This window comes from Chryseobacterium daecheongense, assembly GCF_003729955.1.
Lineage (GTDB): Bacteria > Bacteroidota > Bacteroidia > Flavobacteriales > Weeksellaceae > Chryseobacterium > Chryseobacterium daecheongense.
In genome coordinates this window covers 41,007-63,505 of the sequence record NZ_RJTX01000003.1, presented here as the reverse complement: position 1 = coordinate 63,505, position 22,499 = coordinate 41,007, and the positions used below count along the sequence as shown (strand labels likewise).

Annotated in this window: 24 protein-coding genes; 10 read left to right on the top strand and 14 right to left on the bottom strand. The window is 34.7% G+C overall.

The window, feature by feature from the left end:
* Positions 1–59: 59 nt before the first annotated feature.
* Genes EGI05_RS12835 through EGI05_RS12825 form a run of 3 tightly spaced genes read right to left on the bottom strand, consistent with a single transcriptional unit; the run spans position 60 to position 1,730 of the window.
* The gene (locus EGI05_RS12835) at positions 60–389 is read right to left on the bottom strand and encodes a helix-turn-helix domain-containing protein (RefSeq protein WP_123263451.1); all 330 of its coding nucleotides are present in this window, start codon (positions 387–389) and stop codon (positions 60–62) included.
* A complete protein-coding gene (locus tag EGI05_RS12830; protein WP_123263450.1) occupies positions 367–819 on the bottom strand; it encodes a transposase in 453 nt (150 codons plus the stop codon). Before EGI05_RS12830 ends, EGI05_RS12835 begins: the two co-directional genes overlap by 23 nt.
* Positions 820–836: 17 nt before the next feature.
* A complete protein-coding gene (locus EGI05_RS12825) occupies positions 837–1,730 on the bottom strand; it encodes a hypothetical protein (protein WP_123263449.1) in 894 nt (297 codons plus the stop codon).
* A 377-nt stretch (positions 1,731–2,107) separates the two neighbouring features.
* Between EGI05_RS12825 and EGI05_RS12820 the strand changes: the two genes are divergently transcribed.
* Positions 2,108–2,524, top strand: a complete 417-nt coding sequence (locus tag EGI05_RS12820; protein ID WP_123263448.1) for a VOC family protein — start codon at positions 2,108–2,110, stop codon at positions 2,522–2,524.
* Positions 2,525–2,591: 67 nt separating this feature from the next.
* Here the strand turns inward: EGI05_RS12820 and EGI05_RS12815 are convergent, their stop codons facing one another.
* Positions 2,592–2,927 (bottom strand): DUF3276 family protein, encoded by a 336-nt coding sequence (locus EGI05_RS12815; RefSeq protein ID WP_121459856.1) that lies wholly within the window; start codon positions 2,925–2,927, stop codon positions 2,592–2,594.
* 99 nt (positions 2,928–3,026) lie between these two features.
* Positions 3,027–4,688 carry an ABC transporter ATP-binding protein gene (locus EGI05_RS12810; protein WP_123263447.1) on the bottom strand — a complete coding sequence of 554 codons (1,662 nt, stop codon included), beginning with the start codon at positions 4,686–4,688 and terminating at the stop codon, positions 3,027–3,029.
* An 89-nt stretch (positions 4,689–4,777) separates the two neighbouring features.
* Between EGI05_RS12810 and nusB the strand changes: the two genes are divergently transcribed.
* The 4 genes from nusB to EGI05_RS12790 all read left to right on the top strand — a co-directional run bounded on the left by nusB (position 4,778) and on the right by EGI05_RS12790 (position 7,436).
* Positions 4,778–5,683: a transcription antitermination factor NusB gene (gene nusB / locus EGI05_RS12805; protein ID WP_123263446.1), complete on the top strand. Its 906-nt coding sequence runs from the start codon at positions 4,778–4,780 to the stop codon at positions 5,681–5,683.
* Positions 5,684–5,694: 11 nt separating this feature from the next.
* The gene (locus EGI05_RS12800; RefSeq protein ID WP_123263445.1) at positions 5,695–6,198 is read left to right on the top strand and encodes a DUF1573 domain-containing protein; all 504 of its coding nucleotides are present in this window, start codon (positions 5,695–5,697) and stop codon (positions 6,196–6,198) included.
* 8 nt (positions 6,199–6,206) lie between these two features.
* Complete coding sequence (gene yajC / locus EGI05_RS12795; protein WP_123263544.1) at positions 6,207–6,572, top strand: preprotein translocase subunit YajC; 366 nt, start codon at positions 6,207–6,209, stop codon at positions 6,570–6,572.
* Between the two features lie 129 nt (positions 6,573–6,701).
* Positions 6,702–7,436: an SDR family NAD(P)-dependent oxidoreductase gene (locus EGI05_RS12790; RefSeq protein WP_123263444.1), complete on the top strand. Its 735-nt coding sequence runs from the start codon at positions 6,702–6,704 to the stop codon at positions 7,434–7,436.
* Here EGI05_RS12790 and EGI05_RS12785 read toward each other — a convergent pair whose 3' ends face one another.
* The 7 genes from EGI05_RS12785 to EGI05_RS12755 form a co-directional block, all read right to left on the bottom strand.
* Entirely contained in the window at positions 7,437–7,979 is a 543-nt protein-coding gene (locus EGI05_RS12785; protein WP_123263443.1) for a hypothetical protein, read from the bottom strand.
* 32 nt (positions 7,980–8,011) lie between these two features.
* Complete coding sequence (gene ligD / locus EGI05_RS12780; protein ID WP_123263442.1) at positions 8,012–9,886, bottom strand: DNA ligase D; 1,875 nt, start codon at positions 9,884–9,886, stop codon at positions 8,012–8,014.
* 71 nt (positions 9,887–9,957) lie between these two features.
* Positions 9,958–10,560 carry a DNA polymerase ligase N-terminal domain-containing protein gene (locus EGI05_RS12775; RefSeq protein ID WP_123263441.1) on the bottom strand — a complete coding sequence of 201 codons (603 nt, stop codon included), beginning with the start codon at positions 10,558–10,560 and terminating at the stop codon, positions 9,958–9,960.
* Entirely contained in the window at positions 10,560–11,345 is a 786-nt protein-coding gene (ku, locus tag EGI05_RS12770) for a non-homologous end joining protein Ku (RefSeq protein ID WP_123263440.1), read from the bottom strand. The genes EGI05_RS12775 and ku overlap by 1 nt, the downstream gene beginning before the upstream one ends.
* A 78-nt stretch (positions 11,346–11,423) precedes the next feature.
* Entirely contained in the window at positions 11,424–12,758 is a 1,335-nt protein-coding gene (locus EGI05_RS12765) for a WG repeat-containing protein (RefSeq protein ID WP_123263439.1), read from the bottom strand.
* A gap of 41 nt (positions 12,759–12,799) precedes the next feature.
* The gene (gene aspS / locus EGI05_RS12760) at positions 12,800–14,554 is read right to left on the bottom strand and encodes an aspartate--tRNA ligase (protein ID WP_123263438.1); all 1,755 of its coding nucleotides are present in this window, start codon (positions 14,552–14,554) and stop codon (positions 12,800–12,802) included.
* 150 nt (positions 14,555–14,704) lie between these two features.
* Positions 14,705–15,064 carry an ankyrin repeat domain-containing protein gene (locus EGI05_RS12755; RefSeq protein ID WP_123263437.1) on the bottom strand — a complete coding sequence of 120 codons (360 nt, stop codon included), beginning with the start codon at positions 15,062–15,064 and terminating at the stop codon, positions 14,705–14,707.
* A gap of 193 nt (positions 15,065–15,257) precedes the next feature.
* On the opposite strand from EGI05_RS12755, the gene EGI05_RS12750 reads away from it, so the two are divergent.
* Complete coding sequence (locus tag EGI05_RS12750; RefSeq protein ID WP_123263436.1) at positions 15,258–16,652, top strand: MATE family efflux transporter; 1,395 nt, start codon at positions 15,258–15,260, stop codon at positions 16,650–16,652.
* A gap of 82 nt (positions 16,653–16,734) precedes the next feature.
* Positions 16,735–16,896 carry a 30S ribosomal protein THX gene (locus tag EGI05_RS12745; protein WP_123263435.1) on the top strand — a complete coding sequence of 54 codons (162 nt, stop codon included), beginning with the start codon at positions 16,735–16,737 and terminating at the stop codon, positions 16,894–16,896.
* Between the two features lie 36 nt (positions 16,897–16,932).
* Here the strand turns inward: EGI05_RS12745 and EGI05_RS12740 are convergent, their stop codons facing one another.
* On the bottom strand, positions 16,933–17,586 hold the full coding sequence (locus tag EGI05_RS12740; protein WP_123263434.1) for a DUF937 domain-containing protein: 654 nt from the start codon (positions 17,584–17,586) through the stop codon (positions 16,933–16,935).
* A 122-nt stretch (positions 17,587–17,708) separates the two neighbouring features.
* Complete coding sequence (locus EGI05_RS12735) at positions 17,709–18,218, bottom strand: DUF2480 family protein (RefSeq protein WP_123263433.1); 510 nt, start codon at positions 18,216–18,218, stop codon at positions 17,709–17,711.
* Between the two features lie 78 nt (positions 18,219–18,296).
* Between EGI05_RS12735 and lpxB the strand changes: the two genes are divergently transcribed.
* The 3 genes from lpxB to EGI05_RS12720 all read left to right on the top strand — a co-directional run bounded on the left by lpxB (position 18,297) and on the right by EGI05_RS12720 (position 22,469).
* A complete protein-coding gene (gene lpxB, locus EGI05_RS12730; protein WP_123263432.1) occupies positions 18,297–19,400 on the top strand; it encodes a lipid-A-disaccharide synthase in 1,104 nt (367 codons plus the stop codon).
* A 34-nt stretch (positions 19,401–19,434) separates the two neighbouring features.
* On the top strand, positions 19,435–20,529 hold the full coding sequence (locus EGI05_RS12725) for a glycoside hydrolase family 99 protein (RefSeq protein WP_123263543.1): 1,095 nt from the start codon (positions 19,435–19,437) through the stop codon (positions 20,527–20,529).
* A 164-nt stretch (positions 20,530–20,693) separates the two neighbouring features.
* Positions 20,694–22,469, top strand: coding sequence for a ComEC/Rec2 family competence protein (locus tag EGI05_RS12720; RefSeq protein WP_123263431.1), 1,776 nt, complete (start codon positions 20,694–20,696; stop codon positions 22,467–22,469).
* Positions 22,470–22,499 lie beyond the last annotated feature (30 nt).

Below are 22,499 nucleotides of genomic sequence, written 5' to 3'. Positions count from 1 at the left end.
GTAATTTAGTTTTATATTAGTTTGCGTTTTATTCGACTAATAAAATAATTATTATGAAATTATTTTATAATAATTTTTCTCCAGTTGGCAATTGTGTTCTTGCTCAGTTTAAAATGAGCAGCTGTTTGCAGATTTGAATAACCATTTTCTTTCTGGAAGGTCAAAATTTTCAGTATTGAAGATTCATCATATGAACGGTGTTTTTGATTGGATATATTATTTTCTTTATTTACGGAACCAAAAATTAAGTCATTAAGTTTTAGTATATCCAAACTCGTTAATTTAGGTTTCGATAAAATCTTCTTACATATTTCTTTTTTTTCAGGATGTTTTATTGTAATAATATCCTGGAATATTTTTCTATAATCAGGCTGGGTCATCTTTTTCATGATAGCTGTTTTTATATTTATTAAACCATTTGTATAAAGTTGTTTTCGGAATTTTATATTCCTCGATAACCTCCTTTGTACTTTTTGTCTTAGATTCCAGAAGTTCTAAAATAAAGTCAATCATTTCTTTTGTATAGAGATTTTTTCTGAATCTGGGAAGTTTGGTTTTTTTTTGCAGGTTTTTGCTGTTATCAATAGCCTTAGGTGGGGAATATAAAATCAAATGCTGGGAATACAGTCTGAAAAAATCATATTCCAATAATTTACACCACTTCAACAATAATTCTGTATTTATGGATCTTTTATCGTACATTTCATTGATCTCATTTTCACTCAATCCAAAAAAATTACAGATTCTTTCCATAGTTATGGAAGTTTCCCTTACCTTTATATAGATCAGATGGCCAATGTTTATTTCTTTTAAATTCATTCAAAATTTGAGTTGACTTAATCTAGTTTTTCGACAAATAATGTTGCGGAAGAAGCCACTGCCGGAACTGAACCACTTGCAGCAATATCTGCATTGACATTTGCAGTAACTCTATAGACTTCTTTTGTGTTGTGCAATACAATATATGCATAACCGATATCCCTGTTTTGTTGAGATAGATTATAATCCGTAAATGAACCACCCGGCATTCTGTACCAAGTACTAGTAGCAGCATTCTGACCATAAAATACATTATTAGCAGCTCCGGACCCCCCTTTATAGTAAAGCACTGAAATATGGCTGTTTACAAGAGGCTGGTATTCAATTACACCTGATGTGGTTGGAGATGTAGCATTAAATCTTACTTTTAAATTACCAATGGTTACCACAGAATTAGTGGGGGTGGCGGTATCTATAGGACTTACTCTTACTCTTGAATATTGTAAAGATAATGATGCTCCTCCGGGAGTTCCTATCATCGAAAATGCCCAGGTCACTCCTGTAGGAGAAATACCACCAGTACTTTTTACAAATCCGGTATAACCGTGAGGTATTAATATCGCATTACTGCCTGTACCAGCAACATCGATCAGTTCAGATCCGTCACCCTTTAATGTTAAAGTATTTCCTGATGCATTTCTTATAAGATATTCTCTGCCTTGTATATTATTAGTTCCAGCAGCCAAAGCAGGTAAAGTCCAGGTTGGAGGCGTTGATCCTGTATTAGTACAGGTGATTTCATGTTGCGTAGCCCCAATAGTATAATTGGTTGAATTAGTTTCTGAATAAGATGTTGAAAAAGAGCCGTTTACGCTCAGTGTGCTGGTGGGAGTAGAAGTATTAATACCTACTTGACCAAAAAATCCTACACTTACAAAAAGAAGTATAAGTCGAATAAATTTATTTTCCATAATTAGAACATTTTTAGAGTTTCATTCTTAGTGTAGCAAATCTATAATTGGCGGAAGAGATTCTCAAAAATTCTATCTTTCAACATCTATTGAGTTTCTGTCAAAAATCGTTATTTGTTGATATGTAGCGAGTTATGTGGTGTTTTTTAGATGTAGCTTTTTTATTAAATTCATAGTTCGTTCAAAGAAGAACATTTTTCAAAAAGAGTTGCAGATGGATGATGATGTAAAAATGCTACTTTACCTCCTTGAAATAGCTTATGCAAAAGTGAATGGGCTTATTGCTTGTGAAGATTAGCAATAGGAATGGTTAAAACAAATAGTGAGAATTTTCAAATGTAATTCTTATCTTACCAATTATATCAATAAATAAAAGTATGGAAGAGCAAAAAAACGAAACAACAAATGATACAACTCCTAAAGTAATCGGAATCGGTGGAATTTTCTTTTTTTCTGATAATCCTGAACAAACAAGGGAATGGTATGCGAAAAATTTGGGACTGGATGTTAATCAATGGGGTTCTACTTTTGAATCCAGAAATATTAATAATCCAGATGAGATTAACTCTTTACAATGGAGTCCTTTTAAAACCGGAAGTGAATATTTCGCGCCTTCGAAAAAAGAATTTATGATCAATTACAGAGTGCGGAATATTGAAGGACTTGTAGATCAGCTGAAAGAAAACGGAGTAACCGTACTTGATGAAATTGCAACTTACGATTACGGTAAATTTGTTCACATTATGGATTCTGAAGGGAATAAGATTGAATTGTGGGAGGAGACAGTGAATTAGAATTTATTGGAAAAGCATAAAAAAAGCATCTGAAAAGATGCTTTATGTTTTTTAACTATTTTCTGGTTTACACCTCGTCGTCTGAATCTATAGTGTAAGATCTGCTTTTAAAGTCTTTGTCATGCTTTTCAGATATTACATCTTCACCCTTTTCATTAATGATGAATTCTGTGGACTCATTGAACATCTCCTGAAAACTTTTAAAATCTTCTTTATAAAGATAGATTTTGTGTTTCTCAAATGTAGCTTCTCCATTCTCCCCGAAATTCTTTTTACTTTCGGTAATCGTAAGATAATAATCTCCTGCTTTCGTCTCGCGCACATCAAAGAAATAAGTTCTTCTCCCTGCTTTTAGCACCTTCGTGAAAATTTCATTTTCATGGCGTTCCTTGTATTCACTCATTGTTAGATATTTTTTAATCTTGTTAAGAACAAATATAAAAGTTTTCTTTTAATCACAAAATTTTTTTTATGATTTATTTAACAATTCCAAATGAAACGGCTAAGCGGTTACAGAATTGGTAATTTCAGTAAGATTAATGATTTTATCTGCCTTCTGAGCGCTAGACTCTCTGTGTGTGATAATTATGGAAGTAGCATTGTGGATTTTGGCTTCTATATTTTCAAGGATATTCTGTTCTGTTTCGGTATCCAATGCAGACAGGGAATCGTCGAAAATAATGATATTAGGGTCTTTAATTAAGGCTCTGGCAATACAAATCCTCTGTTTCTGGCCTCCGGATAGCATCACTCCGCGCTCTCCAACCATTGTTTTATATTGTTCTTTGAATTCCACAATATTTTTATGAACATCGGCAATGGTGGCATATTCAACTACTTTTTCATGGGATGGATGGTCAATGGCAAAACCGATATTGTTCTCAATAGAATCTGAAAACAGATAGCTTTCCTGCGGGATATATCCTATGAAATTTCTATAATTGTCCAGATTGTGCTCTTTGAGATTCTTTCCGTCAATTAAAATCTCTCCTTCGGTAGGATCAATTAATCGGCAAAGCAATAAAGCGATCGTTGATTTTCCGCTTCCTGTTTTTCCCATGATTGCCAAAGATTCTCCGGCTTTAATAGTAAAGCTTAAGTTATCCAGAGCCTTGATTCCTGTATTGGGATACACATAAGAAACATTTCTAAACTCAATATCACCTTTAATAGGGTAGTTTTCAAAGTTTTTGTTGACAATTTCAGACTTTTTATCTAAAAACTCATTAATTCTCTGCATTGAAGCTTCCGCTCTCTGATTGACTGATGTTACCCAACCTACCAATGAGAATGGCCAGATCAGGATATTGATATACATGAAAAAATCAGCAATTTTACCAACAGTTAATTCTCCTGCAATATATTTTTGTCCACCGATTAAAATAACGGCAACATTGAGCAGACCGATAACAAATAAAATGATGGTAAAGAAATAGGCTTCGGTTTTAGCCAGATCTAAAGCTTTATTCTGATAATCTGAAACTTTTACACCGTAGTTTTTTTCAATATATTTTTCTCGGGCAAAGAATTTCACCACCCGAATGCCTGAAAAGCTATCCTGTACAAAAGTGGAGATTGCAGACTGGCTTTTCTGCATGATCTTCGACTTTTTATTGATAATAGAACTTACTTTAAAAATTAAATAAGATAGAATAGGCAGAGGCAGCAATGTCCATAAGGTCATGGAAACATCTGTTTTCACCATATAAATGCTCGTGATCAATAATAAAACCAATAAGTTGACCACGTACATTACTCCTGGTCCCAGGTACATTCTTACGGCCACAACATCTTCACTTAAACGGTTCATCAAATCTCCAATAGTTGTTTGCTTATAATCCGTTAAAGATAATTCCTGGTAATGTCTGTAAATTTTATTTTTCAACTCATATTCAATTCTTCTTGAAGCCACAATAATAGTTTGCCTCATCATGAAAGTGAAAAATCCTGTTAAAAGAGAACATCCCACAATAATGGCTACATAGATCAGAACCTGCCTGTTGAATCCTAAGTGTCCGCTTTTGGTAAGCTCATCTACGGACTTTCCTACGAACTGAACTTTATAGATATTGAAGAAGTTACTGGCAATAATAAATAATAACCCCCAAAACAATAATATTTTGTGCTTCCAGAAGTAAGGGTTCAGAGTTTTTAAAGCTTTCATAAACTTTTACAAAATTACAAAATTCAAACAGATTACGAATTTCATCAATTTTAATTTTTGTATCTTTGCGCCCATAAAAAGCTCTTTGAATGTTAGGAAGAAGACAAATCCGTGAAAAAGTGGTAGAAAGTGTGTATTCATACTACCAAAACCCTATTAAATTTGATGTTTTAGAGAAAAACATGTTCTCTGGAATAGAAAAAATCTATCATCTTTACATTTACCAGCTGAATTTTCTGGTAGGTTTAAAAGAATTGGCAGAAAATCAAATCGAAATCGGGAAAAAGAAATTCATTAAGACAGAAGCAGATATCAATCCTAATCAAAAATTCATTAACAACCAGATCCTGATCAAATTGGAAGAAAATCCGGAAAGGCTTTTTTTCTCAGGACAGCATAAAGAATTGAAGTGGGATCTGCATGATGATTTATTAGTGAAAACTTTTCAAAGGATTACTGCCGGAAAACGTTATCAGGATTTTATGAAAGAGGGAGAACCTTCTTTTGAGGATGATCAGAAGTTTATTGGTAAATTGTTCTTACGATATATTGCTGAAAATGATGATTTCCATGATTATATCGAGGATAAGGAATTGTCATGGTCCAATGATATTCATATTTCCAATTCCATGGTTCAGAAGACGATCGGTTTCATGAAAGAAAATGAAGAAAGCAGAACATTAATCAAAATGATCAAAGATGAGGAGGATAAAACTTTTGCAGGCAAACTTTTAAGAGACACACTGAATAACTGGGAAAATAATGAGAAGAAATTGGGAGAAAGATTAGAAAACTGGGATTTGGAAAGAGTTTCTTTAATGGACAAAGTTATTTTATCTACTGCGATAACGGAACTGGATAATTTTCCTTTCACTCCTTCAAGAGTCATTATTAATGAATATATTGAAATTGCAAAAGTATTTGCTACGGACAGATCGAATATTTTCATTAATGGAATTTTAGATAAATATTGTAAAGATAAAAACAGAATTTAACAGAATATCAAATGAAAAAGACGTTATCCATCATCGCCTTGTCTATCATAGGCTTCGGATTGGTTTCTTGTAAAAAAGAAGAAAATAAAGCAGCTAGTGAATCACAAGGAACATTATCTTCAGATTCAATTCAATATGACAGAAGTGCTCACACTGCAGAAGCTCCTGCAACTGAAGCTGCACCAACTTCTAATCAACCGTTAACCACTGCGGCTCTATCTGAAAGCAATTTCGATTTCGGAAAAATCAAAAAAGGAGATAAAGTAGAACACGTATATGAAATTACAAACACAGGAACTAATCCGTTGGTAATTTCTGAAGTAAAGCCGGGATGTGGATGTACAGCTCCTGATTTCACCAAAGACCCGATCTTACCAGGTAAAAAAGGAAAAATCACATTACATTTCGATTCTTCCAATTTTGATGGTAATGTTCAGAAATATGCAGATGTTTTTGTGAACGTAGAGAAATCTCCGATTAAATTAACATTCACTGCTGACATTCAACCTAAATAAAAATGAATATGTTAACACTTTTTTTACAGGCACAACCACAAGGTGGCGGATCTATGATGCTGATCATGATGGGAGTGATGTTTGTGGGATTTTATTTCCTGATGATAAGACCACAAATGAGAAAACAGAAGCAGGAGAAAAATTTTCAAGAGAATCTGAAAGTTGGAAGCAGAGTAGTTCTTACTTCCGGTCTTCATGGCAGAATTGCTCAGATTCAGGAAGATGGTTTTATCATTGAAACATTATCCGGAAAATTAAAATTCGAAAAAGCGGCTGTTTCAAGAGAATTCACTGATGCCCGTTTTGGAGAAAAAGCGGCTAAAAATGCTGAAAAAACAGTGGAGAAAAAAGAAGCAGAAACTGAGAAGAAATAATTCAGTTATGATAAGATAAGATCGGCGCGGTGAACTTCGTTCACCGCGCCGATTCTTTTTATAATATTCTCTACACTTTGTCATTCTGAACGAAGGCAAGAATCTCTATTCTTTATTTATCTTTGCTCCATGGAAAAAAATACAAATAAAACTGTTCTCATATTAGGTGCTAATTCCGATGTGGCGAAGCAATGTATTATTCAGTATCTGGAAAAAGGATTTTCTGTTATAGCGGCTTCCCGAAATACAACATCGTTGGATAACTTTATCCGGGAAAAAAGCTTGCAGGCATCAAAAGTGATGGTTTTGTATTTTGATGCTGAAGATTTTGATTCTCATCAGAAATTTTATGATAACCTTCCGATCAAGCCTCATATTGTGGTGTATGCAGCAGGTTTTTTAGTGGATAATGAAAAGGCTTTGAAAGATTTTAAAGGTGCAAAACAAATGATGATGGTGAATTATATGGGTGGAGTTTCCATCCTCAATATCATCGCAATGGATGAAAGCAATACCCATTTAGAAAGAATCATAGGACTCTCTTCCCTTTCCGGAGTAAGAGGAAGAAAAAGTAATTTTGTTTATGGTAGCACGAAAGCTGCGTTTACACAGTATCTGGCCGGACTAAGACAGGAATTGGCATCCAGAAAAATCATTGTTAACGCTTTAGTGATTGGCTATATCCGCACAAAGATCAATAAAGGGCTTCAACTTAATGAATCATTGATCATGGAACCGGATTATGTGGCGAAATTTATAGTGAATGCCAGGAATTCTTTTACTATTGTTCCGAATTTTAAATGGAAAATCATTTATCATATTTTGCGAATTCTGCCTGAAAGCTTAGTCTCGAAGCTTCCGTAATTATTTTTTTGTAGAATATTTTTGTAGATAATGCAGCAAGGTGTCATAATCAGAATTATTAAACTCTTGTTTTGTCAATACAAAGTTTAAGCGATCTTTAACTATTCCAATGATAAGGTATTGATCAACAAATTGATAGCTTGTTTTTTTCCAAACTGAACTGAAGGTATGAAAGGTATTTCTGATTTCTAAAGAGGTATCATTTAAAGTAATGTAACTCATCTGATTATTGTTAGCTTTAAAATCTTCAATATATTCTTCAATTAATTTATAATTCTTCTTTTTAGAAATCCAATATTGATAGAGTAATAAAAAAATATATCCTATATAAAGAAAGGCAACATACTTGAAAATATAAGGTATAGCACTTTGATCAAAGTCTTTTAAAGGGAAAAAGCCTATTACTAAAAAAATGATTACATAAATGACGGCTTTTTTTAATTCTCTGAAATTCTTCTTCCAAATATGCTTAAAAAAGAATTTTTGATTTTCCCTTTCTATTTTCTCATTAAAAGAAATTTCAATTGTTATATTTTCATTCACGGCGATCAGTTTATGATGCCAAAAATATAGATTTACCCAAGATTCTGCAACAATTCCAGCGCTTTTACCATATCAATTCCTTTTCCTAAGACCGGCTTAAACAAGTCTCCTTTTTCTTTAATTCTATCCAATGCATTATGAATATTAAAATCTGTGGGTTTTAATCCCGGTTTTAATTCCTCCCAATCCAAAGGCATAGAGACGGAAGCGCCTTCTTTAGGCCGCAAGCTGTAAGCGCTTGCTAATGTTTGCCCGGTTCTGTTTTGAAGATAATCCAGGTAGATTTTATCGTCATCCCTTTTCTTTAAATTTCTTTCCAAAGTAGTAATATCAGGAAGTCTTTCCTGGACCTGCTGCATCAGAATGTGGGCAAAGTCTTTTACCTGATCAAAATCGTATTTTCCACCCATAGGAATATAAACGTGGATTCCCGTACTTCCGGAAGTTTTACAATACCCTTCGATTTTTATTGATTTCAGAACTTCATTAACCTGAAGTGCGGTTTCAATCACGTCATTAAATGTATTTTTTTTGGATGGATCAAGATCTAACACCAGAAAATCGGGATTCTCAAGATCAGGTAAAGAGCTGTTCCACGGGTTAAAATCTATGCAACCTAAATTATTAAGATAAGCCATTGTTGCTTTATCATTACAGATGATGTAATCAATATACTTGTCATTCGACTCAGAGTGAACCGGCGTGGTTTTTATCCAATCCGGGATATTGTCACTGGCATCTTTTTGATAAAAGCCCTGTTCCTCGATTCCGTTCGGGAAGCGGTTCAATGAAAGCGGGCGGTTCTTCAAATGAGGTAAAATATATTCAGCAACGGATTGATAATATTCTATTACGTCTCCCTTTGTTATATTATCCTTCGGGAAATAGATTTTATCCTGATTGGTCAGTTTTACTTTATGTTTATTTAAAGTAACTTCTTTCTCTTTCTCAGATGTTTTTGTTTTTGAAGAGGCTTTCATTTCTTTTGTTTTTTGAATGTTGTTTATTTCTTCAGAGCTGTTATTAACTTCTTCGGGCTCTTTATCTTCCCGGATAGCCAGGAAAACCGGATGACGGAAAATACCGTCTTTGGTAATTTCGGAATATTTGATTTCGCAGACCAGTTCCGGTTGTACCCAGGTCACAGGCATGTTGGTTTTTGGAATGATTTCGAAAGGGGATTTTTTGATAATCAGTTTTTCAAGCCGTTGATACATTTCCTTTAATGTAGTGCTGTTGAATCCGGTCCCGGTATGTCCGCAATATATGAGCTTTCCATCAATATATTTCCCTAAAATCAATGCTCCGAAATTTTTTCTGGATCCCCTGGGCTCCGTAAATCCACAAATAATGGCTTCATCGGTATCAGAGAATTTTATTTTAAGCCAATCTGTAGTTCGGTGGTTTTCTATATAAAAGCTGTCTGCTTTTTTAGCGATCATTCCTTCCAGCTTCATTTTTTTCATTTGTTCAAAAAAATTGATGCCTTTTTCAGGAATATGGTCACAGTATTTAATCACATCCGTCTCAACAAGTGCTTCTCTTAAAAGTTCTTTTCTTTGGAGGAGCGGAAGATCTTCGGTAGAATAGCCATTAAGCCATAGCAGGTCAAAAACTTGGTAAACCAATGCTAAGTCAGGATTATCACCGATTTGCTGTAAAAGCTGAAAACTGGGTTTTCCCTGATCATCATACGCTACAATTTCCCCGTCTATGATCATTTTATGTTGTTGTGAATTGAAATCCCGGGATATTTTCTGAAATTTAGATAGAAAAGAAATTCCGTTGCGGGAATAGAAGAGGGGATCATCCTTACTTAGGTCGGCAATAGCTCTGTATCCGTCCCATTTTATTTCAAAAATCCAGTCTTTATCATCGAATGCTTTATCAAAAGATTTGGCAAGCATGGGTCTGATGAAATCTTTAAGCTTTTTTTCGTCTGTTAAAGAATTAAAGCGTTGGAACCTTTTAGAAGAAGTTATGACTTCTTTTTGCTTGTTTTCGGGCTTTTTTTTTCCTCTAAAAATTTCGTTACCAAAGATTTTGCAGCGGTATTTTCTTCAGCATTGTATGGGCTTTCCGCAAATTCATCTTTATGTTTGATCAGTAACCACGCATTATCTTCGGAATTTTTCATTTTGACCAAAGCGAATTCACCTTTCAGCTTTTTACCATGTAAAATAAATTTTAACGAACCGGCATGCAATTCTTTCAGTAATTCTTTTTCATCGGAAAGCTTGGAGTTTTCTTCCAACGGTTCATAGGTTCCACTGTCCCAGATTTCCACTTGCCCTGCTCCATAATTGCCTTCCGGAATATTTCCTTCAAAGTCTTTATAATCATACGGATGATCTTCTACCATCATCGCAAGACGTTTATCTTTCGGATCTAAAGAAGGACCCTTAGGAACGGCCCAGCTTTTCAGAACCCCTTCCATTTCAAGGCGGAAATCATAATGCAGACGTGATGCAGCATGTCTTTGAATCACAAAAATAAGTTTGTCTTTACTTTTTTTCGTTTTTCCTTTAGGTTCGGTGGTTTCATCGAACTTACGCTTTTTCTGATAATCTTTAAGGGCCATTACGATGCTGTTTTAGATTTAGAACTTTGTAAACTGGCTTTTAGCTGTGCCATCAAATCAATCACTTTGCCTCCCTTAGCAGGTTCTGTTTTTCTTGCTTTTACCCCTTTACCTTTTGCTTTCTGTTTGATGATCTTTAATAGCTCATCAGAATAGGTATCTTTATACATGGTGGGGTCAAAACTCTGAGAAAGCTGTTCTATAAGGCTTACTGCCATTTTTAATTCAGCAGGTTTAGGTGCTTTTTTAGCAGGAATTTTTAAATCTGAGTAATCTCTGATCTCCTGATCAAATCTTAATCGGTTTAAAAGCAGTATTTCATCATTATAAGGACGGATCATACCAATCGCTTCGCTTTCACGCAGAACGAATGTTCCGATACCCACCATTTTGGTTTCCTGTAGTGCTTTTAGTAAAAGCCTGTATGCATTTTCTCCATTTTTCTGGGGCTCCAGAAAGTAAGGGTTTTCAAAATAAATACTGTCTACTTCTATTTCCTTAACGAACTGATCAATAGAAAGTATTTTGGTTTTTTCAGGGCTCGCGGCTTCATAATCTTCATCTTCCAAAACAATGTATCGGTCTTCCATAAGGTAAGCTTTTACAATGTTTTCCCATTTTACCTCTTTACCTGTTTTTTCGTTAACCCGTTTGAACTTAATGTTAGAAAAGTCGGATTTATCCAGCATATCCAAATCCAATTTACTGGTTTCTGTAGCAGAATAGATTTTAACCGGGATATTGACTAAACCAAAGCCAATGGCGCCATTCCAAATTGCTTTCATTGTCTTACGTTTTGTGTAAGAGCGTGCAATGATTGTGCCGAGAGAAAAATATTTGTTAAATGTGGTATCTAATTGGTTTTAATCCTGATAAAATTGGACACCATTCATTCCTACAGGATAAATTTTGTTGTTTTTATGAAAAAAATATACATGAAAGCTTTTATATGTGTGATCCAAAGATCTTGCATATTGTATGGTGGAGAACTTATCATAGATTGGGGGAATAAACTGTGTGTCGAAATCTATTCTTCCATCATTAATTTCAAACAATCCCACTTTATTTTTGTGTTTAATCAGTAGGATATTTCTTATATCAGAAAGAGTGATATCATTATAGGAAACCTCAGTAACCCAAACAAATTTTTTAAGATTGAAAATTCCCCACTTATCTTTTTTTCTAAAGAAAGCAATATCATTTTGGTAAGCACCGCCCTCGAAAATTAGCTGGATTTCATCATACGCTGGAGGAACTTTTTTTTCTTCATAAATTCCCAGAACCTGAAATCCGAATTTATTCTTTTCCTGCAGGATTTTTATTTGTCCAGGTCCTCCGTAATAAGAGCTTAATTTATAGGTTGGAGAAAGATTAGAATTGTTCTGTGTAAGGCTTTTTTTCTCCGCTTTTCCAATATCCGTGTACACCTCATAAGTTTCAGCAGAAGATCTTTTATTTTCAAAAAAATCTTCATATTTATTTTTGAATTCAGCTATTTTAAAATCTTTTGTGCACAGATAAAAGACATCGCCTTTTTTAGCAAAGTATTTATAGTCTGAATATTCCTTTTTCTTCTCATAAAAATCTTTGTAGGATAAGCTTCCTATTTCGTCATACTCAGCATTAAATATCCATTTCTTTAATGAGACATTATAAAATCCCCATTGATTCCCTTTTCTAATGGTGTAATTTCCGTTGTAAAAATTTTTGAATTCCTGGATTTGATTGATTTGAGTAGTATGGCTGTAATCTTGCAGCTCCCAGGAATTCTCGTTCTCTTTTTTGATAAAGAAATTAGAGATTTTGCCGATACGTATTTCATCACAGGCAACAATATCTTTGTAATCGCAAGGAAAAATTATTTTTCCGGTGATATCGGCATATCCTTTTCTTTTATTTTTGAAAAGATAAAAATCATTATCCTGGCTATGCAGAGGTTTTCTTTCAATAGAATCATATTCAACAGCCAGTTTTTCATTTCCTGAAGAATCTATAACACCAACCTTATTGTTTTTATAAACAAACCACCTGAAATTTTCATTATTTATTGAAACAGAATCATATTTTGGGGATACTTTAATTTTTCCCGTCTGATCTGCAAATCCCCAAAGATTCTTTAATCTAAATGGAATTCTGAAACTCTGAGAATATATGAAAATAGAGATTAAATAGAAAAAGAGGATAAAAAGTTTTTTCATGGAATTATTAAAAAAGCGGAGATATTTTCTCCGCTCTAAATTTATGCTTTTAAATTCAATTGTAATTCCAATTCATCCAGTTGCTCATCTGCAATGGTGGAAGGTGCATCAATCATTACATCACGTCCGGAATTGTTCTTAGGGAAAGCAATATAATCTCTGATCACTTCATTTCCGTCGAGAATAGCTACCAAACGGTCAAACCCGAAAGCTAAACCACCGTGAGGAGGTGCACCGTATTTGAAAGCGTTCATTAAGAATCCGAACTGTGCTTCTGCCTCTTCTTTTGAGAACCCTAAAAGGTCAAACATTTTAGACTGAAGGTCTTTATCGAAAATCCTGATAGATCCTCCTCCGATTTCGTTTCCATTCAACACCATATCATAAGCATTGGCTCTTGCTTTTCCCGGATCAGTTTCCAATAAGTGGATATCTTCCGGCTTTGGAGATGTGAATGGGTGGTGCATGGCATGATAACGTCCGCTTTCTTCATCAAACTCCAACAACGGGAAATCAACTACCCAAAGCGGAGCAAATTCATTTCCTTTTCTTAATCCTAAACGGTTTCCAAGTTCCATTCTTAAAGCAGAAAGCTGGGCTCTTACTTTGTTTTCGTTTCCGGAAAGAATCAGCATTAAATCTCCTTCTTTCGCACCGAATTTTTCAATGATTTTTGCTAAATCGTCCTCATTATAGAATTTATTTACGGAAGAAGTTTTCATACCGTCATGTTGGAATTTCACCCAAACCATTCCTGATGCGCCAATTTGTGGACGCTTTACCCAATCCACAAGCTCATCGATCTGTTTTCTGGTGTATTCTGCACAGCCTTCAACATTGATTCCTACTACCAATTCCGCATCATCAAATATTTTAAAATCTTTTCCTTTGACAAGTTCATTCAATTCTACGAATTCCATTCCGAAACGAATATCCGGCTTGTCGTTCCCATACTTTCTCATTGCATCTGCGAAAGTCATTCTAGGGAAAGCTCCGAATTCCTGACCAGTAATATCTTTCAACAATGTTTTAGTCATTCCTTCAAAAACATTCATCACATCTTCCTGCTCTACAAAAGCCATTTCACAGTCGATCTGTGTAAATTCCGGCTGTCTGTCGGCTCTTAGGTCCTCATCACGGAAGCATTTCACAATTTGGAAATATTTATCCATTCCACCTACCATTAAAAGCTGTTTGAAGGTTTGTGGAGATTGTGGCAAGGCATAAAATTGTCCTGGGTTCATTCTGCTCGGAACTACGAAGTCTCTAGCTCCTTCAGGAGTAGATTTGATTAAAACCGGAGTCTCCACTTCAATGAAACCTTCGTCTGAAAGATAATTTCTTACTTTTTGTGCCATTTTATGGCGGAAGATCAGTTTATCTTTCACCGGATTTCTTCTGATATCCAGGTAACGGTATTTCATTCTTAATTCTTCACCACCATCCGTTTCATCTTCGATAGTGAAAGGCGGAAGCTGAGAATCATTAAGTAACGTTAATTTCTCAACTAAAATTTCAATTTCCCCAGTTGGAATATTCGGGTTTTTGCTTACTCTTTCAATCACTTTTCCGGTCACCTGAATCACAAATTCACGGCCCAGTTTTTTGGCTTCTTCCATCAATTGAGCAGAAGAGCGTTCCTGATCAAAAACAAGCTGAGTAATTCCGTAACGATCTCGAAGATCTATCCAAATCATAAATCCTTTATCTCGGATAGTTTGTACCCATCCTGAAAGTGTAACTTCTTCATTAAGATTTGTGAGAGACAGTTCTCCGTTAGTGTGCGATCGAAACATGTGTTTTAGATGTTAGAGATTAAACTTTAAATACTAGACTTTTATAAGCCTGATTTTTCGTTGGCAAAGATAAGATTTTAAAAGTTTTTATGCATAAAAAAAACTTCCGGTATGGAAGTTTAAAATACTTTATAGGGATAAATGTGGTGTTTAATTTTTTAATGCACCTTTTTTTGTCAATAATTTTGCAAGGTCAGTTCTCTGATATTGTTCTGCCACAGCAAGTGGAGTCATGTTACCGCAGTTTTTGTTAACATCGACTTTCTGGTCGATCAAAAAGTTTACAATGTTTTTTTTGTCATTCATCACACTATAAGCCAATGGACTGAATGATTCTGTTTTAACCTGAAAACATTTGTTGTAGTCATCTTTAGCAAATTGCTTTTTGAACACGGCAATATTGTCAGTCTGAATTGCTTTTCTTTGTTCTTTAGTCAATTGTTGAGCAGACAGCATACTTGTGAATACTGATATCCCGAATATTAAAAAAGTAAAGATTATTTTTTTCATAAATTTTATTTTAAGAATATACAAAGCTAATATTTTTTGATACTTTTTACTAATTATTTTTCTATTCTTTTCTTTAAGATTTGAATTTTCAATTATTATGGTAACAAATTTAAATAAAAACTTGAATTAAACGAATGATATTAATTGAAATTTGAATTTGTATTTTAGATCCCCATAAAATTACCCTGAAAAAATGTCAAGATATATCAATTTTCTTAAGAAAGCATTGAGTGGAGAAGAGGTAGATTATACGAAGATCAGTATCCGTAATGCGGTCCTGCTTCTGGCTATTCCCATGATGCTGGAAATGGCGATGGAATCTGTTTTTGCTTTAGTAGATCTCTATTTTGTAGGACATCTGAAGGAAAGTGGTTTTGCAATCCAGACTGTAGGATTAACGGAATCTGTTCTTACGATTATGTATTCCATTGCAATAGGAATGAGTATGGCGGCGACTGCCATGGTGGCCAGGAGAATTGGGGAAAAGAATCCTGAACAGGCTTCCAGAAGTGCAGCGCAGGTTTTATTGGTTTCCTTTGCAGTGACACTGGTTCTGAGTCTCCTGGGAGTAATATATGCTGAAGAAATTTTGATTTTGATGGGTTCAAGACCTGAAGCAGCAGCTTATGGTAAAGAGTTTACAAGAATAATGATGGGAAGCAGTGTCATTATTATGCTATTGTTTTTAATTAACGGTATTTTCAGAGGAGCAGGAAATGCTGCTATAGCCATGAAAAGTTTGTGGATTGCCAATATAGCAAACATTATTCTTTGTCCGATACTGATCAGAGGTCTTGGTCCGGTTCCCGCAATGGGATTAACCGGTGCAGCCATTGCTACAACGATTGGTAGGAGTACGGGAGTTCTGTATCAGCTTTATCATCTTTTCATTGCTGATTCCCAGGTTCGTATCAAAACGGAATATTTTAAACCTGATTTTACGTTGATCCGGTCTGTTATTAAGATTGCGACTCCCGGTATTTTTCAATTTGTGATTGCTTCCTGCAGTTGGATCATTTTGGCTCAACTGGTGGCAACGACCGGAGGTGAAAATGCTTCTGCGGGATACCAGACTGCACTAAGGCTTATGATGTTCTTTATGCTTCCCGCATGGGGATTGAGTAATGCGGCATCTACTTTAGTGGGGCAAAATATGGGTGCCAATGAAATGCTTCGCGCTGAACAGTCTGTGATGAAAACGGTAAAATATAATGTGATCTTCATGTTGGCTGTGAGTTTAATCTTCTTTATTCTTGGTGATTTTCTGGTGAGCTTTTTCACACAGGAGGAAATGATAAAAAGCTTTGCTAAGAATGCATTACATATCATGAGTGTGGGCTTTATCTTCTATGGGATAGGAATGGTGATGATCAATGCTTTTAATGGAGCAGGAGATACCTGGACCCCAACATGGGTTAATTTTTTCGGTTTCTGGCTGTTTCAGATTCCTTTAGCTTATTTGCTTTCCAAATATCTGGATATGGGGCCGAAAGGTGTTTTTATTTCTATTCCTGCTGCCGAAACGCTTATCACCATTGTTGCCTTTATTTTATTTAAAAAAGGAAAGTGGAAAACCATCAAAGTATAGATTTATAAAAATTTAACATCTTGATGTATTGAGTTTTAGGGCTTAATTTTTTAATTTCGTTACATCATCAAAATACATTACTATGGGAAAAGGAGATAAAAAGACAAGAAGAGGAAAAATAAATTCCGGGAGCTACGGAAAAACGAGACCTAAAAAAGGTTCAAAATCATTCTTGGTTTCAGAAAAAACTGAAGTTACTGAAAAAGCTCCGAAAGCGAAAAGAACAAAAAAGACCGAAGAATAATCTTCGGTCTTTTTGATGATTGTATTTACAATTAAATTATTTTCCTCCTAAAATACTTCCGAGGATATTTCCCAATCCACCTCCTTGTTGCTGTTGTCCACCGCCGCCAAGAACACTTCCCAGAATGTCATTCAAAGGATTTCCTGAAGACTGTTGTTGTCCACCACCAAGAACGCTTCCTAAAATATCGTTCAACGGATTAGATTGCTGTGCTTGTGCCTGATTGGAAGCGTTTCCTAAAATTCCGCCCAATAAGTCTCCCAGTCCGCCTGCACTCACATTATTCTGTTGTTTTTCTTTTCCGATATATCCCATGATTACCGGGGCAAGCATTGCCAAAATAGGTCCAATTTTATCAATGGAAATTCCTGTATTTTGCGAAAGCTGGTTTTCAACAGTATTTTTTTGACCGCCAAAAATATGATCAAGAATAGAGCCACCTTCAGCCTGTCTTGATTCTACTTGTGAAGCATCATTCAGAATACTTCCATCATGGTCTTTATCTAGTGCATTATTTAATGCCTCAGCTTCTTGAGAGTCTTGGGATTTATTTCTAAGGTAAGAAATGATCAAAGGTGCTGCAACCGCTAATAAGGCAATAACCTGATTTTTGCTGATCCCGAATTTATTTTCAGCCTGTTCAGCAACCTGGTTGCTTGTGTTCCCTGTAAGTAGGTCAATTAAACTCATAGTTTGTGTTTATTAAAATGTTAAGTGAACCAAATTTATCAAAAAATATTCCTTAACAATTTTTTTTGAACCAAAAATAACGTTAAAGCATATAAATTAATATAAGTATCTGGTTTTCAGTGTTAATTTTTTAATATTGGGACATTGGAACATGCCTCTCCGAACATCAGAGACTTTACAAGTGGTTTTAATTGTTCTACCAATTCGATGTAAGCATTTTCAGGGATTTCTTTATCGGAACACCCTTTCACCAGTACTCTTTTACCTCTGAAGTCTTCAAAATCATGAGTCTGAATGGCATTATGCATTAATATGACTTCCAGATCCTCACGGTCTCCGAAAACTATTTTTTTGGCAACATCCGTAAGCTTTGCTGTTATCAAAAAATAAGCCCAAAGCGGAACAATAGCATCTGCAGAATTGTAGATATAGATATAGGTGTCTCTATATTGCTCAACATCAATGGCGGCTACTTTTTCACGGAAGTCCTTTTCTTTTAGGATCATTTCCATAAAAAGAAAATCTTTAAGATCAATCCCTTTTCTTACTCCTCTGGGAACAAGATCAGAAAGATCAAAATTGATTAAACCACTCTCAGCAACTTTATTGCGGATTTCAAATTCTTCTGACATTTTTTATCATTATCTTTGAACAAATTTACAAATTAAGATCTATAAAGATGTAATTTGTTCTCTATTCTGATTATAGAAATGAAATATTATATTATTGCAGGAGAAGCATCCGGAGATTTGCACGGAAGCAATTTAATGAAAGCTTTACAACAGAAAGATCCGCACGCAGAATTCAGGTTCTGGGGTGGTGATCTCATGCAGAAACAAGGCGGAACGTTAGTGAAGCATTACCGTGATCTGGCTTTTATGGGATTTCTGGAAGTAGCCATGAATCTAAGAACTATCCTGAATAATATTAAATTCTGTAAAGAAGATATTAAAAATAACAAGCCGGATGTTCTTATTCTGATTGATTATCCCGGCTTTAACCTGAGGATTGCCAAATATGCAAAAGAGCTGGGAATAAAAGTGATCTATTATATTTCACCGCAGCTTTGGGCATGGAAAGAAGGCAGAGTAGAGATCATCAAGAAATATGTAGATGAAATGATGGTGATTCTACCCTTTGAAGAAGATTTTTATAAGAAACATGGTGTACATGGTCATTTCGTAGGACATCCCTTGCTTGATGCTATTTCAGATCTTAAGGAAATCAATAAAAATGATTTTAAAAAGGAAAATGGCTTAAACGATAAGGAAATTGTTGCGCTTCTTCCGGGGTCCAGGAAACAGGAAGTGGAAAAAATGCTTGAAATCATGCTTTCTGTGAGACCTCATTTTGCAGGATATCAATTCGTTATTGCAGGAGCGCCAAGCCTTCCTAAAGAATTCTACGAGAAATATGTGGATGACAATGTTCATTTTGTTTCCAACAAAACATACGATTTGCTAAGGTGTTCTAAAGCGGCTTTAGTGACTTCTGGAACGGCCACTTTGGAAACAGCTTTGTTGAATATTCCGGAAGTGGTATGTTACCGTGGAAGTAAAATTTCTTATGCCATTGCGAAAAGATTGGTGAAAAACATCAAATATATTTCTTTAGTAAACCTTATTATGGATAGAGAGGTTGTGAAGGAATTGATTCAAAATGATTTAAATACAAGGAACCTTGTTGAAGAATTACATAAAGTTTTAGAGGGAAGTCAAAGAGAAAAAGTGCTAAAGGATTACGAGCTTTTAAGAGAAAAGTTAGGAGGGAAAGGAGCGAGTGAAAAAGCTGCTGAGGTTATTTTAACAATCTGATCTTTATATATCAACTTTAATTCAAATGGCTATCATGAATTATTTTAAAAAAGCTTTGTTAGTGATTACACTAACATTTTTTTTCTCAGAAAATTTTGCGCAGAAAAATACTTTCAGGGAAAAAGTTCAGATTTTCTATTATGGATGGTATGGGAATCCCGAAACAGATGGAAGCTATCATCATTGGAATCACGATATTCTGCCTCACTGGAGTAACCCGAAATGGAATAACTTAGGCAATTACAAAGGTGGGAATGACATTGGTGCTAATTTCTATCCGGCTTTAGGAAATTATAGCTCCAACGATCCGAAGATCATAGAAAAACATATGAAAATGATCAAAGAATCCGGAGTTGGCGTTGTGGTGATAAGCTGGTTGGGAAAAGATTCTTATACGGATAAAAGTACCCTAAAGTATCTGGATATTGCAGACCGCTTCAACTTAAAAATTGCTTTCCACATAGAGCCGTTTTATAAAACGGTTTCTGAATTTAAAGATCAGATTTCTTATCTGGTGAAAACCTATTCTTCTCATCATGCATTTTATAAAAAAGATGGGAAACCGTTATATTATGTGTATGACAGCTATAAGATTTCCCCGCAGGAATGGGCGAAATTACTTTCTAAAAAAGGTGAAAGTACGGTGAGAAATACGGAATTAGATGCTTTTTACATCGGATTGTGGGTAGAGAAAGATGATTCACGCTTTTTTGGAGAATCAGGGTTTGATGGATTTTATACCTATTTTGCCAGTGACGGCTTTGTTTTCGGAAGTACAACTTCCAATTGGGAATATCTTTCCCAATATGCAAAAGAACATCACCTTATATTTATCCCCTGTGTAGGTCCCGGATATTCTGATACCAGAATAAGACCCTGGAATGAAGCTAATTTTAAAAGCCGGGATAATGGAAAGTATTACGAAAATATGTTTGATGCAGCTATTAATGTAAACCCGGATTTTATAGGGATTACTTCTTTTAATGAATGGCACGAAGGAACCCAGATCGAACCGGCAATTCCTAAAAAAGCCGGCAATTTTACTTATGAAGATTATGGAAAGGATTCCATGTTGTATATTAAAGAGACAAAAAAACTAACGGATAAGTTTTTGAAGAGTAAGCAATAGCAGGGTTTCTGGATTGCTTTAAAATTTTAATTGAATTGCAGTTTTACTAATATAAATTCACGCTTTATTTTTCCTCTTTAATGGGAAAGAGTGATGTTTATCAGCAATTGCAGCACTACTTGTAAGTCAATAAATTTATTATTTTGACTTTCAAATCATTACCATTGAATAAACAGCCTCTTCTCATTCTGGTCATTTGCTTTATCTTCGGAATCTGCTTTCAGGAAAGGGTTTCTTTAGGTAATTCTCCAGTATATGGTATTGCAGGAGGTTGTCTGTTGATATTAGTTTTGGTACTTTTTAGTTCCTATTTTTTACATAAAGCCAGGTCTTATTTATTAGGCTTTCTTTTTTTCGGTGTAGGAATTATATGTCATCATTTTAATACGGTTGATGGATCAAACAAGAACATTCATTCGGCATCAAATGATATTGTCCTTTTCAAAATCACAAAGAAATTAAATTCTGATAGTAAATATAAAAAGTATGAAGCTGTTATCCAGACCAGAGAAGGATACACTAACTCTCTTATATATGTTCCACAACATAACAAAGAGCTTGATTTTAATCATTATTACAGAGCAAAAGCTTATATAACCCAGCCAAAACCTCCACAATATGATTTCCAATTTGATTATGTAAAATATTTAAGCAGGAAAGGAATATATTATCAGGCTTTTATATCAGACAAAATCTATTCTTCCAAAAGAAATGATCTCACCTTGAGCGAAAAAATTTCACAAAAAAGAGTAGAGGTTTTGCAAAATATTGACCAGGCAAAAATGTCTATCAAAAGCAAAGCTTTTCTGAAAGGGATCATTCTGGCCGATAGAACGGAAATTGACCCGGAAACCGTAAGAGATTTCAATAGATCAGGGTTGGTACATTTTTTAGCCATTTCAGGAACCCATATTGTCGTTATTTTCGGAATATTTTATTTTCTCTTTGTGCAGCTTTTGCCTTTAAAATATAGAAAATATGCTGTGATCTTGAGTCTTGTTTTCATCTGGTTGTTTGCCGGATTTATAGGGTTTGGAAACTCTGTTTTACGTTCATGTATTATGTTGAGTATGTACTTCATCTATATTTTGCTTCAAAGAAAACCGGATTTGTTGCATTCATTGGCACTGTCGGCGTTTATCATATTGCTTTCTGATACCTATCAGATTTTTGATATTGGATTCCAGTTGAGCTTTACAGCTGTTCTCGGGATTTTCTGGTTGAATCAGCCTATTTTGAAATACTTTCCGAAACAGGATAATTACTTTAAAAGACTCTTGTTTAACACAATTTCTATTTCCCTTTCTGCCCAGCTTGCAACTCTTCCATTAGTCTTATTGTATTTCCATCAGTTTTCATTTATTTCCATTATAGCGAATTTTTTTATTGTTCCGTTTTCAGAAATCATTATAGTGTTCTCATTTGTGTTGACAGCTATTATAGCGATAGGGATGAATATTTCGGTGATCAATACAATATATGATGCAATGATCCATGTGTTGCTGGATGTTATTCATTGGTTTGCAGATTTTGATGGGCTTTTCTTTGAAAGCATCCCTATGAATCAAATGGAAGTACTTTTACTATTGGTGATCATCTATTTAATGAGATGGATAATTATCAGATTTGACTTTAAAAACTCGATGAGGTTCACCATGGCAGTTTTTATATTTTTCATTGTGAGGTTTTCCTTCAATATCATTGAATACAATAAGGAGGAAGTATTGGTACAAGATTTTTATAAAAATAAAGTGTTATTGGTAAAGAATAGGAACAGTGTTTGCTTTTGGATTAATGATCACACAGAGAAAGATAAGGTTCTTCAGTATATCATTAAACCTTATATAGCCTCAAGAAGAATACATTCCGTTGAAATAAAAATTTTTCCGGAGCACGTGCAAAAGGTAGTGTATCATGGTAAAATTTATGACATAAATTAATTGTTAACAAATCTTCTTTTTCCTTTATTT